The sequence below is a fragment of the Streptodolium elevatio genome (assembly GCF_040649515.1).
GTDB lineage: Bacteria > Actinomycetota > Actinomycetes > Streptomycetales > Streptomycetaceae > Yinghuangia > Yinghuangia elevatio.
Window position 1 is genome coordinate 47,689 of the sequence record NZ_JBEZFP010000017.1, and the last position, 15,752, is coordinate 63,440.

At 72.5% G+C, this 15,752-nt stretch carries 12 protein-coding genes; 5 read left to right on the forward strand and 7 right to left on the reverse strand.

Annotation, left to right across the window (positions count from 1 at the left end; translation table 11 throughout):
- Window positions 1-8: 8 nt before the first annotated feature.
- The 4 genes from AB0C36_RS09375 to AB0C36_RS09390 form a co-directional block, all read right to left on the reverse strand.
- Window positions 9-1,319, reverse strand: a complete 1,311-nt coding sequence (locus AB0C36_RS09375; protein WP_358351646.1) for an MFS transporter — start codon at window positions 1,317-1,319, stop codon at window positions 9-11.
- A 196-nt stretch (window positions 1,320-1,515) separates the two neighbouring features.
- Window positions 1,516-1,977, reverse strand: a complete 462-nt coding sequence (locus AB0C36_RS09380) for an SRPBCC domain-containing protein (RefSeq protein ID WP_358351648.1) — start codon at window positions 1,975-1,977, stop codon at window positions 1,516-1,518.
- Window positions 1,978-2,121: 144 nt separating this feature from the next.
- Window positions 2,122-3,612, reverse strand: coding sequence for a purine-cytosine permease family protein (locus AB0C36_RS09385; protein WP_358351650.1), 1,491 nt, complete (start codon window positions 3,610-3,612; stop codon window positions 2,122-2,124).
- Window positions 3,613-3,854: 242 nt separating this feature from the next.
- The gene (locus AB0C36_RS09390; protein WP_358351653.1) at window positions 3,855-5,510 is read right to left on the reverse strand and encodes an amidohydrolase; all 1,656 of its coding nucleotides are present in this window, start codon (window positions 5,508-5,510) and stop codon (window positions 3,855-3,857) included.
- Window positions 5,511-5,771: 261 nt separating this feature from the next.
- On the opposite strand from AB0C36_RS09390, the gene AB0C36_RS09395 reads away from it, so the two are divergent.
- The gene (locus AB0C36_RS09395) at window positions 5,772-6,803 is read left to right on the forward strand and encodes an Lrp/AsnC family transcriptional regulator (RefSeq protein ID WP_358351656.1); all 1,032 of its coding nucleotides are present in this window, start codon (window positions 5,772-5,774) and stop codon (window positions 6,801-6,803) included.
- 109 nt (window positions 6,804-6,912) lie between these two features.
- Here AB0C36_RS09395 and AB0C36_RS09400 read toward each other — a convergent pair whose 3' ends face one another.
- Complete coding sequence (locus tag AB0C36_RS09400) at window positions 6,913-8,196, reverse strand: aspartate aminotransferase family protein (RefSeq protein WP_358351658.1); 1,284 nt, start codon at window positions 8,194-8,196, stop codon at window positions 6,913-6,915.
- A gap of 150 nt (window positions 8,197-8,346) precedes the next feature.
- Here AB0C36_RS09400 and AB0C36_RS09405 point away from each other — a divergent pair, with 150 nt between their 5' ends.
- Window positions 8,347-9,255, forward strand: coding sequence for a LysR substrate-binding domain-containing protein (locus tag AB0C36_RS09405; protein ID WP_358351660.1), 909 nt, complete (start codon window positions 8,347-8,349; stop codon window positions 9,253-9,255).
- A 224-nt stretch (window positions 9,256-9,479) separates the two neighbouring features.
- Window positions 9,480-9,944 (forward strand): hypothetical protein, encoded by a 465-nt coding sequence (locus tag AB0C36_RS09410; protein ID WP_358351662.1) that lies wholly within the window; start codon window positions 9,480-9,482, stop codon window positions 9,942-9,944.
- A 103-nt stretch (window positions 9,945-10,047) separates the two neighbouring features.
- Here AB0C36_RS09410 and AB0C36_RS09415 read toward each other — a convergent pair whose 3' ends face one another.
- Window positions 10,048-11,604, reverse strand: a complete 1,557-nt coding sequence (locus AB0C36_RS09415) for an MFS transporter (RefSeq protein ID WP_358351664.1) — start codon at window positions 11,602-11,604, stop codon at window positions 10,048-10,050.
- A gap of 201 nt (window positions 11,605-11,805) precedes the next feature.
- On the opposite strand from AB0C36_RS09415, the gene AB0C36_RS09420 reads away from it, so the two are divergent.
- A complete protein-coding gene (locus AB0C36_RS09420; RefSeq protein ID WP_358351666.1) occupies window positions 11,806-12,474 on the forward strand; it encodes a TetR/AcrR family transcriptional regulator in 669 nt (222 codons plus the stop codon).
- Window positions 12,475-12,705: 231 nt separating this feature from the next.
- Here the strand turns inward: AB0C36_RS09420 and katG are convergent, their stop codons facing one another.
- The gene (gene katG / locus AB0C36_RS09425) at window positions 12,706-14,937 is read right to left on the reverse strand and encodes a catalase/peroxidase HPI (RefSeq protein ID WP_358351668.1); all 2,232 of its coding nucleotides are present in this window, start codon (window positions 14,935-14,937) and stop codon (window positions 12,706-12,708) included.
- A 480-nt stretch (window positions 14,938-15,417) separates the two neighbouring features.
- Between katG and AB0C36_RS09430 the strand changes: the two genes are divergently transcribed.
- A complete protein-coding gene (locus AB0C36_RS09430; protein ID WP_358351671.1) occupies window positions 15,418-15,750 on the forward strand; it encodes a YciI family protein in 333 nt (110 codons plus the stop codon).
- Window positions 15,751-15,752: the final 2 nt, after the last annotated feature.

A 15,752-nucleotide genomic window follows, 5' to 3' on the forward strand; every position in this document is an offset into this window, starting at 1 on the left:
CCCCGTACTTACTTCTCCAGTCGTGCGCTCAAGCCGCTATCGTCCGCACCCTGCACGTCCTGCACGTCCTGCACGTCCTGCACGTCCGTCACTTCCCGCGCGCCGACGACCGGCCGCGACGGCCGGCGGCCGCCCGGCACGCTGGCGACGGCGAGCACCGCGGCCGTCCCGCACGCCGCGGCGAGCAGCGCGAACATGTGCGGGTAGCCGCCGAGCGGCCCGGCCAGCGCGGCGCCGGCCCACGGCGCGATCGCCGAGGCGGCCATGGCGGGAGCGGAGAGGATCCCGGACAGCGTTCCGTACGACGACGCGCCCCAGCGCTCGGTGATCGCCGTGGCGTTCAGCAGCGTCGCCACCCCGCGTGCGGTCCCGGCCAGGACCGACAGTGCGACGAGCAGCCAGATCGGTCCGGGGACGAACGCCAGCAGGGCGGTGGTTGCGGCGGTGGCGGCCAGGACGCCGACGGTGCGGGTGCGCACGCTGGTGCGGCGGGCGAAGGCGGCGTACCCGATGCGCCCGACGACCTGGCCGGCGCCGCCGAGGCCGAGCGCCCACGCGGCGACGGTCGTGCCGGAGCCGCGCTCGTCGAGCAGCGGGACGATGTTGACCACACCCGCGTACATGCCGAACGAGCCGAGCGTCATCGCGACGACCAGCACGACGAACGGGCGGCTGCGGACGATCGACCGCACGTCGTCCGGCACTTCCGCGGACCGCTTGCTCGGCGGCGCCGCGGGCCAGGGGCGCCGCAGCACGATCGCGTGCAGCGGAACGGTCACGACGGCCAGCACCACGGCCAGCACGACGTAGACCCCGCGCCACGACAACCAGTGCGACAACGCCACCGTGATCGGCGCGAACACGGTGCTCGCCAGGCCCGCGACGAGGGTCACGGTGGTGAGCGCGGCGAGGTGCCGGGGCCCGTACCAGCGCGTCAGCGCGGCGAACGCGGGCTGGTAGAGGATCGACGACATCGCGACCCCGGCGAGCACCCATCCGGCGGTGAACCACACCAGGTTGGGCGCCCACGCCACGACGAGCACCGCCAGCGACGCGACGACCGACCCCACAGTCATCAGTAGGTGCGGCCCGCGGCGGTCCAGCATCCGCCCCATCGGAATACCGACGATCCCCGACACCGCCAACGCCACCGAGAACGCCGCGGTCGCGGCCGACGTGGACCACCCCGTGTCCTCGGTGATCGCGGGCGCAAGCACCGGGAACGCGTAGTACAGGATCCCCCAGCTGGTGATCTCCGTGACGCACAACGCCACCAACACCGCCCGAAGCCCCGCCCCGCCCCCGCCCTTTGACCCCACCCCGCCAACGATCACCCCGCCAACCTAGAACCACCCCCCACCAGAAACCACCACACCCCTCACCCGGCAGCCATCGCCCCCTCCTCGACGTCAGCCCCCTCCTCACCGCCACCCCCACGAGGCACCGCCCCCCCGTACAACCTGCATGACGTCGCGGGAAAGGCGGTCCACTGGTAGCCGTATGCGTCCCGGTCGGTCAGGGGGATTCGAGTAGGGCGGCTAGGGCGGTTAGGGACATTTGGGTGCCTTGTTCGTTGTCGGCTCGGGGGATGGTGTCGGGGATGCCCTCGTGGAGGATGCGGACCTCGGTGCCACCGGGGACGTCGGTGAGGGTGGTGGTCAGGGTCATGGTGCCCTGGAGGGTGGGGTCGTCGGTCTCGAACTCGAGTTCTTCGGCGACCAGTTCGTCGGGGACGAGGCGGGTGAAGCGGCCGTGGTACGTGTCGGTGTGCGCGCTGGTCTTGCCGACGCCGTCCGGGGCTTCGTAGGTGAGGGAGACGCGGAACCGGCCGCCTTCGCGCGGCTCGAACTCGTGGACGTGGCTGCGCATGTCGTCCGGCACCCGCCACCTGGCGACCGCTTCCGGGTCGAGCAGCGCGCGGTAGACCGCGGGGCGGGCGGCCTTGATGTGCCGGGAGACCTCGGTGGTGTACGCCATCCGGCCAACGTAACCCGCGGTGCGGACAGTGCGGCGGAGGCGAAGCGGGGGCGGGGTAGGCACACCGGGTGCGGACAGCCGGGCGTGGATAGTCGGGCGCGGACGCGCGCCTTCGCGGCGAGGGCGAAGGCGCGCGCGCGGGGGTTACGCGGCGGCCGGGAGGGATGTCTCGCGGACCCAGCGGCGGCCGAGGACCGCGTACGCGGCCGCGGACACGATCAGCGGCAGGAACCAGCTGAGGTCGGCGCCGTCCATGCGCGTGCTCAACCAGCCCTTGACCAGCGCCGAGTTGATGGTCAGCAGAGCCGTCGCCATGCCGGCCAGCATCGAGACGATGCCCGCGACGTTGACGCCCGCGGTGCCCCAGTAGCGGGACGCGGGGGTGCTGATGTGCACGGACTCGCGGTCGTACGTCCAGCGCCGCATCACGCCGTCGGTGATCCACACCGCGCAGAACGGGCCCGCCCAGACCACCACCAGGGCCAGGAACTCGTTGAGGGCGTGCTCGAAGTCGTAGATGAACAGGACCCAGAGGACGGCGGCGAGCGCGAGCATCGCGTCGACGGCGGTGGCGACCCAGCGCCGCGCCGGGATGCCGATGGCCTGGATGGCGAGGCCGGAGGAGTAGAACACCGAGGCGTTGTTGCCGACCGCGCCGGTGAACGACGCCACGATGTAGAGGACGAACAGCCAGCCCGGCAGCAACGGCTCCATGCCCGCGACCGGGTCGGACAGGTCGGCGCGGGTGGCGGCGACGGCGCCGACGGTGCCCAGGAACATCACCATGCCCGCGCCGCCTGCGAAGACCGCGCGGAAGATCTTGCGGGTGGGCGTGCCGCTCGGCAGGTACCGCGCGTAGTCGGGCGCGACGACCATGTACGACAGCGGCCCGGACGAGATGAGCGCGCAGGCGATCAGCACCAGCGCGACGCCGCCCCACCCGGTGGCGGGGTCGTCCGGCTTCCAGCCCCAGTCCACGTCGCCGACGATGTTGCCGACGATCAGCAGGAAGATCAGGGTGACGGCGGCCGCGAAGTACGGCTGGACCCGGACCAGCGCGCGGTGGCCGTACACCGCGATCACGATGGATCCGCCGAGGACGACGACGGTCGCGACGACCTTGCCGAGCGCGCCGCCGGAGTCGTGCCAGCCGAGCTGGTCGAAGAGCGCGAGCATGGCGAACACGCCCAGCAGGCCGTTGACCGTCTTGAAGCCCAGCGACATCGCCCACGTGCACACCGCGTTGACGCGGTTGCCCAGCACGCCGAACGCCGCGCGGCTGAAGGCCGTCGTCGGCATGCCGGCGCGCGGGCCCGCGACCGAGCAGTACGCGACGACGCCGAAGAGCAGGTTGCCGCACGCGATCGCGATGATCGCCTGGACCAGCGACAGCCCCATCCCGACCGCGATCGAGCCCAGTACGAAGAAGAACTGGTACGCGTTGATGCCCATCCAGAACAGCCCCAGCTGGCGCGGGGTCATGTACCGGTCGGACTCCGGGATGTAGTCGTAGCCGTGCTGCTCGACGCCGCCGCCGGACGCGGCGTCCCGCCCGGCCCCGGGCGGGGGTGAGCCGGTGGGCGGGGTCTTGGTGGGGGACGAGCCGGCGGGGGACCGGCCGAGTGTCGCGCTCATGATCTTGCGCCTTTCGCTGGGGAAAGCCTAAGCGGCCGGTGGGACGCCACCGGGCAGGGCGGCGAGGGGTGGAGGGTGAGGGGGCGGGGATCGGCGGCGGTGCCTCAGGTCGTGAGGGCCGCGGGACCGGCGACGGGTTCACGGGCCGGACAAGTGGTTTGCGAGCCCGTCACGCGTCACGGGGGTGCCACGAGAACTACGCGGAACACGAGGAACGCCGCGGAGGCGCAGCCGCGGCCCGGTCAGTTCGCGGACCAGGCCCGGGCGCCGCCGATCCAGGTCTCGGCCACGCCGAGAGCGGCGAAGACCGCCGGGTCGGCGACCGTGTAGGGGTCGATGTCCATGACCACGAAGTCGGCCAGCAGTCCCGGCCGCAGCGAACCGACGGATTGCTCGCGGTGCAGCGCGACCGCGCCGCCGATCCCGTGCGCGGCAAGGCCCTCGGCCGTCGGCAGCCGCATCTCGGGGGTGCCGAGGACGGTCCCGAGCACCGTGCGCCGGGTGGCCGCCGCGGCGGCCGACTCGAAGGGGTTGGGCCGCGCGACCGGGGCGTCCGAGCTGATCGCGAACGCCGTGCCGGCCGCGGCGAGCAGCCCGCACGGGTTGTAGCGGTGGCCCATCTCGCCGATCGCGGTCAGCGTCCCGTCACCGGTCCTCAGGTGGTGCTGCGGCTGGAGGCACGCGTGTACGCCCAGGTCGCGCATGCGGGTGATCTGCTCGTCGGTGGGCAGGCCGCAGTGCTCGATCCGGTGCCGCATGTCCGGGCGCGGGGTGTCCGCCTGCGCCTTCTCGACCGCGTCGAGGACCATGCCGATCGCGAACGGGGACTGCGCGTGGGTGGCGGTCTGCAGGCCCGCGGCGTGCGCGCGCCGCAGGAGGTCCGCGTACTCGCCGGGCTCGTGGTAGAGCTGGCCGTGGTGGCAGCAGTCGTGCGCGTACCCCTCGGGGAAGTACGCCGTCCACCCGCCGAGCGTGCCGTCCGCGTAGAGCTTGACGCCCTGCACGAGCAGCCGGTCGTCGCCCAGCGCGCGGCCGAGCCCGAGGTCGAGCGCGTCGTCGAGCATCGCCGAGGTGAGGTACGCGGACACCCGCATCCGCAGGTCGCCGCCGTCCCGGGCGCGCAGGTACGTCTCCAGCTCCCGGCGTGAGACCTGCGCGTCGCCGACCGTGGTGACCCCCGCCGCGAGGAAGTGCTCCTGGGCGCGCAGCAGGTGGCCGCGCATCTCGTCCTCGGGGTCGTCGAGGTGGAAGTTCGGGCCGTGGTTGGTGGTCTTGACGCCGTCGTCGCCGGTGATGAGGTCGCAGGCGCCGTCCCACAGTTCGCCGTTGGGCGTGCCGTCGGGGTGGCGCCCGATGTGGCCGCCGACCGGGTCGGGCGACTCGCGGGTGATGCCGTATTTCCGGAGGGTGAAGGTGTTGACGACCCCGCCGTGCCCGGACGCGTTCATGACGTAGACCTCGCGGTCGTCGGCGACGCGGTCGAGGTCGGCGGCGACCGGGTGGCGGCCCTCGGCGAGGCGGCGGTGCTCGTACCCGAAGCCGCGTACCGGCGTGTCCGGGCGCAGGTTGCCGGCGAAGCGCCGCATCACCGCGACGAGGGTGTCGATGTCGGGCACGAGTTCGGGGCGGAGGTCGGCCCAGGCGAGGTTCTGGCCGTACATGACCGGGTGGCAGTGCGCGTCGGTGAACCCGGGCAGTACGGTCCGCCCGGCCAGGTCCAGTTCGGCATCGACGCGCCCGAGCGCGGCCCGGCAGTCGGCGGCGGTGCCCGCGTGCACGATCCGGTCGCCCCGGACGGCGAGGGCTTCGACGGCACCGAGCGGGCCGCCGGTGTGCACGGTTCCTCCCGCGACCAGCAGGGTCCGCTCGCGGTCCGGCGTCGTGGTGGCGCTTCGCATGATCCTTCGCCCTTCGTAGTGCTCAATCGAGAGCGAATCATCTGCCGGATGAACCACAGGCGAACGTTTCGCTCGCGATGACCATAGGGAATGAACGAAGCGTTGGCCAGAGTCAATCTGAGGAGATGATCCGATCGTTACCTTGAATCGGGCGAACGAATCGTCTGCCGGGCCCGCGCCACGCGGACGATTCGTCGCCCCACGCCCCTGAACCGTCACACTGGGACCGCCACCGTTCCTCCGCCCCGGGAGTCCGCCTACGTGCGCCGCGCCGACGAACCCATCCCGCACGACCACGCGCCCCACGGCACCCCGGCCACAGCCGCGGCCGCAGCCGCCGGCACGGCCCTGGGCCCGGCACAGGGCCCGGATCCAGGCACGGCCGACTTCGACCGCGTGGCCCTGGACCGGGTGGACAAAGCCCTCGTCGCGGAACTCCAGCGGGACGGCCGGCAGACGTACGAGGCACTGGCCGCCGCGGTCGGCGTCTCCCGCGCCGCCGCGAGATCCCGCGTCCTGCGTCTGCTCGACGCCCGGCTGGTACGCGTCGTCGCCGTCGTCCACCCCCGGGTCGCGGGCCGCACGTCCATCGCGCACCTCGCGGTGACCGCCGACGGACCCGCCGGGCCCGTCGCACGCGGCATCGCCGATCTGCCCGAGTCGGTGTTCGTGACGCTGACCGCGGGCCGCGCCGCCGTCGCGGCCGAGGTGCGCGCGGACTCCTTCGAGGCCCTGTCCCGCGCCGTCGACCGCGTGCGCGCCCTCCCGGGCGTCGCCGCCGCCGACGCGCTGCCCTACACGCGCGTCGTCAAGGACCCCTACGCGCTGCCCCACGACCTGGACACCGCCGCGACCGAGACGGACGAACTCGACCGCGCCATCATGGCGTTGCTGGAACAGGACGGGCGCCAGTCGTTCGCCGACCTCGCCGCCCGCGTCGGGCTCTCGGCCGGCGCCACCCGGGCACGCACGCTGCGCATGCTGGACGCCGGGGTCTTCCGCGTCGTCGCCCTTGTGGAACCCGGCGTCCTGGGCGCCACGCGACTGCTGGGCACGGCGCTGAGCGTGGCCGGGCCCGACGCGCTCACCGCACTGACCGCCGCGGACGGCGTGCAGTTCGTGGCCACCTGCCTGGGCCGGGCCGATGCGGTGGCCACGCTCGGCGCCGACAGCACCGCGGCGGTGCTGGACGTTTTGGAGGACGTGCGCCGGCTGCCCGGCGTACGGGTGCTCGACTCCTGGCTGCACATGCGCATGGTCAAGGAGCGCTACGACGTCCGGAACGGCGGCTGAACCACCGCGTCGCCTGGCACGCCTCGGAAGCCTGGTAGGCCTCGGAGTCCGATACACCTCAGAGCCTGGTGCGGCTCACACCTTGGCTCGGCTCACAGCTTGGTCCGGCTCACAGCTTGGTCCGGCGCAGCGCGTCGTCCAGGATCTCGGCGGCCGTGTCGATCTCGTCGTCGCTCACCGTCAGCGGCGGCGCGACCCGCGCGCAGGCGCTCATCGGACCCGACTGGCTGCGCACGATGTTCATGCACAGCCCGGCCTTCTCGCACGCGGCCGTCACGGCGTCGCCGAACTCCGAGGCGGGCTCCCGGGTTTCCCGGTCCCGTACGAACTCGACGCCCCACAGCAGGCCGAGGCCGCGCACGTCGCCGATCGCCTCGTGCCGCTTCTGCAACTCACGCAGGTGACCGCCCAGTCGCTCGCCCCGCTCGCGCGCCTTCGCCACCAGGCCCTCGTCCCGCACGACGTCGAGCACCGCGAGACCGGCCGCCGCCGGGAGCGGGTCGGACTGGTGGGACGTGAAGTAGAACAACCCCTTGTCGTACGCCGCCTGCTCGATCTCCGCCGTCGTCACCACCGCGCTGATCGGCAGGCCGCCGCCCAGCGACTTGGACAGCGTCACGAACTCCGGCTGGAAATCGAAGAGTTCAAAGCCGAACATGACTCCCAGGCGGCCGAAGCCGGTCTGTGCCTCGTCCAGGAACACCGGCATGCCGCGGTCCCGGGCCAGGCCCGCGAGCCGGGCGAAGTAGCCGGGCGGCGGGACGATCACGCCGCCCGCGGACAGCACCGGTTCGGCGATGACGGCGGCCGGCGCGCCGGTGGTCTGCTCGTCGAACTGCTCGAACCCGACCTCCAGGCAGGTCGTGTCGCAGGTGTCGGAGCAGTGCCGGATCGGGCAGCGGTACGCGTACGGCGCGGGCAGCGCGAACGCCCCCGGCGCCAAAGGCCCGTGGCCACGCCGCGCGGCCGCGTACGTGACCGCCTGCGATCCCATCGTCATGCCGTGCCAGCTGCGCGTCAGGCCCAGCACCTCGAAGCCGCCGGTGGCGAGCTTGGCCATGCGCAGCGCGGCCTCGTTCGCCTCGCCGCCCGTGCTCAGCAGCATGACCCGGTCCAGGCCCTCCGGCATGAGTCCCACCAGGGTCTCCGCGAGGTCCAGGACCGGGGTGGACAGCATGCGGGAGTTCAGGTGCACGGTCTCGCGCAGCGAGCGCTCGATCGCCTCCGTGACGTGCGGGTGCGAGTGGCCGACGGTCGCGCAGAGCTGTCCCGACGTGAAGTCCAGGACGCGGCGTCCGTCGGCCGTCTCCAGCCACGACCCCGACGCGCGCGTGATCACCTCGGGCCAGAAGGCACCGGCATAACGGACCATCAGTTCCGCGCGTGGGTCCATGACTTGGCTCCTCGGATGGGGTACGCGGCGACGCCCGCCGCGCCGGGCGCCGCCTGCCGCCGGGTGCCCGCTCACCCGACGATGCTCCCCGCCGGGATCCGTCGAAACCAGCGCATCTTTTCGACGGATTCACCTGGCAGTATTCGCACGATGATGGACCTGCACCGGTTGCGCCTGCTGAGCGAACTGCGCCGTCGCGGCACCGTCGCCGCGGTGGCGCGGGCGCTGGCCTACAGTCCCTCGACCGTTTCGCACCAACTGGCGGCCCTACAGCGCGAGGCGGGCACGGAACTGCTCCGGCGGGAGGGGCGGCTGCTGCGCCTGACCCCGGCGGCGTACGTGCTAGCCGACCACGCCGACGCCCTCCTCGCCCGCATGGAGCAGGCCGAGGCCGAAGTCGCCGCCACGGCGGGCCTCGTCGCCGGTGTCGTACGCGTGGCCTGCTTCCCGACGGCGGTCAGCCTGGTCGGCCCGGCCATCGCCCATCTCGCCCGGCACCACCCGGCGGTACGTGTCCAGACGACGGTCACCGAACCGCACATCGCGCTCGACATGCTGGAGAGCCGCAGCTGCGACCTGGCGATATGCGACGAGTTCGACGCGGACCCGCGCCCCCGCGTCCCCGGCCTGCACTTCGCCGAACTGGATCCGGACCGCATCTGGCTCGTCGTGCCGCGCGACCATCCACAGGCCGGCGCGTCCGCCGCCCGCATCGGCGAACTGGCGGACGAGGTCTGGGCCGGCGGTCCCACCGAGACCAGTCACGGCCGGATCGTCGCCGAAGTGTGCCGGGAGCGCGGCGGCTTCGCGCCCGACATCCGGCACCGCACGTCCGACGCACAGGCGTTGCTGTTCCTGGTCGGTGCGGGGCAGGCCGTCACGCTGCTGCCGGAGTTGGCGCGCCCGGAGCAGGCGACAGAGGTCGCGGCGGTGGCGATCGAGGGCCCGCCGGTCGTACGGCGCATCCTGGCGGTCGTCCGCGAAACGGCGCTGCGCGACCCGGCGGTGAGTGCGGTACGCGCCGCTCTGCGCCCGCCCGGCCGCCCGGCATCGGGGTGAGCCGCACGGCTGCACGCGTCGCGCACGGCTGCACGGGCCGCGCAGGGCCGCACGCGCCGCACCCGCCGCACCCGCCGCACCCGCCGTACGGCCCGCACCTGCCTGCGTACCCGCATTACCTATACGCGACCGATTCCCCGTCCTCACGGCACTCGTAGCGTTCTGGTCACGGAACACGAACCGCACCACACAGCGGTAAATGCCAACGAAGGGACGTGGTGACCATGTCGACCAACGTGATCGGCGCGACGATCGGCGGGCTCCGGACCTACCGCGCGGACCGCCAGGGATTCCTGCGCTCGGTCCTCTACCTGGACGCGATCGTCACGGGTGCCAACGGCGTCGCGTACCTCGCACTCGCCCAGGTGCTCGACTCCTTCCTCGGCATCGACGCCGCGGTGCTCTACGGAATCGGCGCCTTCCTCACCCTCTACGCGATCGACGTGGCGCTGGTCGCCCGCAAGGCCGCCATCAGCCGCGCCGCGGTCGTTGTGATCGTGCTCCTCAACGCCGCATGGGCCGTCGGCAGCATCACCCTCGCGGTGACCGACACGTTGACGATGACCACCGTCGGTACGACGTGGGCCATCATGCAGGCCGCGGTGGTGGCGCTGTTCGCCGATCTGCAGTTGATGGGCCTGCGCACCAAGACGAGGACCCAGGCCACCCCCGAGGGGGCCCGCGGCTGACCGTGCCGCCGTCGCCCCCCGCCCAGTTGCGGGCGTGCGGCCGGCCGTACGCGGCCCGCAACCGAAGACCCGCCCGGCGCCTGTGACGCGCCGGGCGGGTTTCTCAGTGCGCCATCGCCCGTGGCTGCGAAGGGTCCGGCCTGCCCGCCGGGAGCAGCATCGGTCCGGCCACCGCGACGACGGCGGCGATGACCGCGGCGGCGGTGAACGGCTCGCCGAACCCGCCCGTCCCGGCCGACGGCCCGCCGGTCAGGCTCGCACCGGCGACCGTCGCGATCACCGCGACGCCCAGTGCCGCCCCGAGTTCGTGCGCGGTGCCGACCAACCCCGACGCGGTGCCCGTCTCCCGGTGGTCGAGCCCGGTCATGGCCGCCGTCGTCGCGCACACGAACCCGGCGCCAAGGCCGAGGGACAGCAGGGCGAATCCGGGGACGAGGCCAGACCAGACGCCACTGTCCGCGGACAACCCGGCCAGCAGGCCCGCGCCGACGGCGGCGACCGCGAACGCGGCGGTGCCGACCGTACGCCACCCGAACCGGCCCACCGCGACGCCGCCCAGGTGGGCGCCGACCGTCACGGCAACGGCCACCGGCAGGAACGCCAGACCGGTCTTGAGCGCCGAGTAGCCCGCGACGTGCTGGAGGTAGAACGAGCACAGGAAGAACGCCGAGATGAGCAGCCCCGACGCGGCCAGCATCACGACGCTGCCGCCCCACAAGCTACGACGGGCGAGAACTTCGAGGCGTACCAGCGGATTTCGGGCGCGGCGCTCGACCGCGACGAACACCGCCGTACACATGAGGGCGGCGGCCAGAGGGGCGAGCGTGGACGGAGCGTCGAAGCCGTGGTCGCGCGCCCGCACCAGGCCGTAGATCAGCAGCGCGGGTGCTGCGGTCAGGGCGAGCGCCCCGGGCAGGTCGAGCGGTACACGTTCGGGCGAGGGCCCCACCAGGGACGCCGCCCCGCCGATCAGCACCGGAACCCCGATCAGCGCGACCAGCCCGGCGGGCACGTTGACGAAGAAGATCCACTCCCAGCCCGGCCCGGACACGAACACCCCGCCAAGCAGCACCCCGACCGCCGATCCGGCGCCGCCGACGGCCGCCCACACGCCGAGCGCCTTGGTACGCGCCGGCCCGTGGAACAGCGTTGTGATCAGCGCCATCGCCGCGGGGGAGAGGAGTGCCGCGCCCACGCCCTGGGCGGAGCGTGCGGCTATGAGCAGCCCGCCGTCGGAGGCGAGGCCCGACGCCACGGACGCCGCGGTGAACACCCCCAGTCCGACCAGGAACATGCGCAACTTGCCCACCGCATCGGACAGTCGGCCGCCGAGCAGGAGGAGGCTACCGAAGAAGAGCGTGTACGCGGTGACGACCCACGTCAACGCCGAGCCGTCCAGGTCGAGTTCGTCGCCGATGGTGGGCAGCGCGACGTTCACCACCGTCACGTCGGCGACCAGCATGAACTGGGCGAGGCACAGCAGAACGAGGAGGCGTCCGCGGCCGGGGAGGTCCGGCGGTGGCTCGTGGTGGTGACCGACGGCGTGCGGATCGCCGCCTTGGCGCTCCTGACCGTGCCGCGGCTCTCCACTCCCCTCGGACGCCGAGGTGGAGCCGGCCGACGAGGCAGGCGGGACATGCAGGTTCGGTTCGGAATGCATGGTTGCCGCTCCCTAAACTTAACAGCAGTGTTAGGGATAACGTAAGCGGTGTCACCGCCAAATGTGAACACCTCTGTTAAGTTTGTTGTCTGCCGACAGATCGGCAGATCGGCAGAGCAGCGCCTGAGCAGAGCCGCGGATGGGCAGAGCAGCCGGCGGGCAGCGGCGGACCGACGGGCCGCCACCGACGAGGAGGCAGCAGTGGCAGGACGCCCGGCAGGGCAGCAAGCGGCCGGACAGTCGGCGGGGGAGTCCGCAGGGCAGTCCGTGGAGCATCCGGCAAAGGGCGCGGCGGCACCCGAGCGGCCCCGGCGGCGCGACGCGGAGCGCAACGCCGCCGCGATCGTCGACGCCGGCCTGACCTGCCTGCTGGCCGACCCGCAAGCGGGGATGGCGGCCATCGCACGGGCCGCGGGCGTCAGCCGGGTCACGCTCTACGCGCACTTCCCCACGCGCGAAAGCCTGTTGGAGGCAGCCCTCGACCGGTCGGTCGCGGAAGCGGTGGACGCGGTGGCCGGTACGACCGACTCGGGCCCGGCCGACGAAGCGCTCGCCGGGCTCATCCGCTCGTCATGGCAGGTCCTCGACCGCCACGCGTCCCTTTTCACCGCTGTGTCGGCATCGCTGACGCCCGATCAGATGCGGGAGCGCCACGAGCGGATCCTCGCGCCCGTCCACCGACTCGTGCTGCGGGGGCGGCGCGACGGCGTCTTCCGCGACGACGTGCCGGCGACCTGGCTGGTAACCGTCCTCTACAGCCTGGTGCACGCGGCCGCGGCCGAAATGCAGGCAGGGCGGCTGTCTTCGCGGGAGGCCCCCGACCTGCTCGTCACGACCGTCCTGGCCACCTGGCGCCCGCAGCCGGCGTAGTACCGCGCGTACAGCCGACGCGGCCACCGACGCCGACCCGGGCGCCGAACCCAACGCGCGACCCAACGCGCGACCCAACGCGCGACCCAGCGCCCAACCCAGCGCCCAACCCGACGCAGACCCGCCGCCTAGGCCGCCGCGGACCGGCCGTTGACAGACGCACAAAAGCGGCGTCCAGCCCGGTCCGTCGGGACCGGCCTGGACGCCGCCGTCACTTCTCCCCGCGAACCGTCAGACGCGCACGTCGAACCGGTCGAGGTCCATCACCTTGGCCCACGCCGCGACGAAGTCCTTCACGAACTTCTCCTTCGCGTCGTCGCTCGCGTACACCTCGGCCAGCGCCCGCAGTTCGGAGTTCGACCCGAAGACGAGGTCGACCCGGCTCGCGGTCCACTTGACCTCGCCCGAGGCGTCGCGGCCCTCGAAGGAGTTCGCGTCCTCCGACTCCGGCGTCCACGTCGTCCCCATGTCGAGCAGGTTGACGAAGAAGTCGTTGGTCAGCGTGCCCGGGGTCGCGGTGAACACGCCCTGCTGCGACTGCTGGTGGTTCGCGCCGAGCACCCGCAGACCGCCGACCAGGACCGTCAGCTCCGGCGCGCTCAGCGTCAGCAGGTTCGCCCGGTCGAGCAGCAGGTACTCGGCCGGCAACCGGTTGCCCTTGCCGAGGTAGTTGCGGAACCCGTCCGCGGTCGGCTCCAGCGCGGCGAACGACTCGACGTCCGTCTGGTCCTGCGTGGCGTCGACCCGGCCCGGCGTGAACGGCACCTCGACCTGGACGCCGCCGTCCCGGGCCGCCTTCTCCACCGCGGCCGCGCCCGCGAGCACGACCACGTCGGCGAACGAGACCCGCTTGCCGTTGCTCTGCCCCGAGTTGAAGGCCTCCTGCACGCCCTCGAGGGTGCGCAGCACGGTCGCGAGCTGGTCCGGGTCGTTGGCCTCCCAGTCGCGCTGCGGCTCCAGGCGGACGCGTCCGCCGTTCGCGCCGCCGCGCATGTCGCTGCCGCGGTACGTCGACGCCGACGCCCACGCGGCCGACACCAGCTGCGCCACCGACAGGCCCGACGCGAGGATCTTCTCCTTGAGCGACGCCACGTCCGCGGCGTCGATCGCGTCGTAATCGGCGGCCGGCAGCGGGTCCTGCCACAGCAGGGTCTCGCTCGGGACCTCCGGGCCGAGGTAGCGCACGATCGGGCCCATGTCGCGGTGCGTCAGCTTGTACCAGGCCCGCGCGAACGCGTCCGCGAACTCCTCGGGGTTCGCGTGGAAGCGGCGCGAGATCACCTCGTACGCCGGGTCGAAGCGCAGCGACAGGTCCGTCGTGAGCATCGTCGGGGCGTGCGTCTTGGCCGGGTCGTGCGGGTCGGGAACGGTACCCGCGCCGCCGCCGTCCTTCGGCCGCCACTGGTTCGCGCCGGCCGGGCTCTGGAACAGCTCCCACTCGTACCCGAAGAGGATGTCGAAGAAGGTGTTGTCCCAGGTGATCGGGGTGTTGGTCCAGATGCCCTCGAGGCCGCTGGTGATGGCGTCGCCGCCCACGCCGCTGCCGTGGGTGCTCTTCCAGCCGAAGCCCTGCTGCTCGACGGGCGCGGCCTCCGGGTCGGGCCCGACGCTCTCGGCCGGCCCCGCGCCGTGCGTTTTGCCGAAGGTGTGGCCGCCCGCGATCAGCGCGACCGTCTCCTCGTCGTTCATCGCCATGCGGCGGAACGTCTCCCGGATGTCGCGGGCCGCCGCGATCGGGTCCGGGTTGCCGTTCGGACCCTCGGGGTTGACGTAGATGAGGCCCATCTGCACCGCGCCGAGCGGGCTCTCCAGCTCGCGGTCGCCGGTGTAGCGCTCGTCGTCCAGCCAGACGGACTCCGGGCCCCAGTAGACGTCCTCCTCCGACTCCCAGACGTCCTCGCGGCCGCCGCCGAAGCCGAAGGTCTTGAAGCCCATGGTCTCCAGCGCGACGTTGCCGGTGAGGACCATGAGGTCGGCCCACGACAGGCTTTGGCCGTACTTCTTCTTCACCGGCCACAGCAGGCGGCGCGCCTTGTCCAGGTTGCCGTTGTCCGGCCAGCTGTTGAGCGGCGCGAAGCGCTGCTGGCCGGCCCCGGCGCCGCCGCGGCCGTCGCTGATGCGGTACGTCCCGGCGCTGTGCCACGCCATCCGGATCATGAGCGGGCCGTAGTGGCCGAAGTCGGCGGGCCACCAGTCCTGCGAGGTGGTCAGCACCTCCGCGATGTCGCGCTTCACGGCGGCCAGGTCGAGGGTGTTGAACGCCTTGGCGTAGTCGAACTCCTCGCCCAGCGGGTTCGCCACGGCGGGGTTCTTCGCGAGGATCTTCAGGTTCAGCCGCTCCGGCCACCACTGGCTGTTGCCGCCACCCTGCGTCGGGTGCGGCGCGCGCCCGTGTGCGACCGGGCAGCCGCCGCCGCCCTCCGTCTTCGCGTCTGTGACGATTGCGTCGTGGTTCTCGGACATCGGAAGTCCCTCCGGGCTAGGCGGATCACGCTGCACAGGTACTGCGTGCCAGTGCACATTCGAGGCCCGGGCTCCAGGCGTGGGAACCCGCGTCCTCTCCGATCGAGAAGCTGTGGTCGGCAGGCGCGAACAGGTGGGGCGACCCGACTCCCGGACGGCGGACACGACCGCCGGTCACGCCGATCCGGTGCGCGGCGCGGCGGAATCGCCCCGCGGCGCCCGGCGGCGCAAGACGGATGCCGGACACCCGAAATCCGGCGCCACGCGGTCGGCGGGCGGCGGCTGGGGCCTGGATCGCGCTCATAGCCCAAGCTAACTTCGCAGAGACGAACGATTCAAGGCTACTAACGACTCAAGTATGAGTGTCGCGTCCAGGCGATGTTTGCCCCGAAATGCCGAGGGGCCGTCACCGATGAGTTCCGGCGCCCGTCCCGGTCACCACTTGTGTCAGGACAGGGACGCAGCGAAGGAGAATCCGCGATGCCGAAGTTCGTCACCATCGGGTACGGCGACCAGGCAGGTTACGACCGCACCGACGCCTCGGTGCGCGACGCCGCACACGCCCACGACGACGGCCTCCGCGCCGCCGGGGCCGACATGGGGATCGCCGATTCCCCCGTACAGGTCCGCAACACCGACGGCCACGGTGTGACCGTCGAACGCGGCTCGTTCATGGCCTCGGCACTCCCGGTCGCCGGGTTCGCGCTCATCGAGGCCGCGACGCTGGAGGAGGCGGTGGAACTCGCGGCCAAGACGCCCTGCGCCGTCGCCCACGGTGTCGTCGAGGTGTGGCCCCTGCGCGACACGCCGTAGGC

Coding starts and splice junctions, on each gene's coding strand:
- AB0C36_RS09380 (WP_358351648.1), bottom strand. CDS start 1,977: ATGGCGTACACCACCGAGGTCTCCCGGCACATCAAGGCCGCCCGCCCC.
- AB0C36_RS09385 (WP_358351650.1), bottom strand. CDS start 3,612: ATGAGCGCGACACTCGGCCGGTCCCCCGCCGGCTCGTCCCCCACCAAG.
- AB0C36_RS09390 (WP_358351653.1), bottom strand. CDS start 5,510: ATGCGAAGCGCCACCACGACGCCGGACCGCGAGCGGACCCTGCTGGTC.
- AB0C36_RS09400 (WP_358351658.1), bottom strand. CDS start 8,196: ATGGACCCACGCGCGGAACTGATGGTCCGTTATGCCGGTGCCTTCTGG.
- AB0C36_RS09405 (WP_358351660.1), top strand. CDS start 8,347: ATGATGGACCTGCACCGGTTGCGCCTGCTGAGCGAACTGCGCCGTCGC.
- AB0C36_RS09410 (WP_358351662.1), top strand. CDS start 9,480: ATGTCGACCAACGTGATCGGCGCGACGATCGGCGGGCTCCGGACCTAC.
- AB0C36_RS09415 (WP_358351664.1), bottom strand. CDS start 11,604: ATGCATTCCGAACCGAACCTGCATGTCCCGCCTGCCTCGTCGGCCGGC.
- katG (WP_358351668.1), bottom strand. CDS start 14,937: ATGTCCGAGAACCACGACGCAATCGTCACAGACGCGAAGACGGAGGGC.
- AB0C36_RS09430 (WP_358351671.1), top strand. CDS start 15,418: ATGCCGAAGTTCGTCACCATCGGGTACGGCGACCAGGCAGGTTACGAC.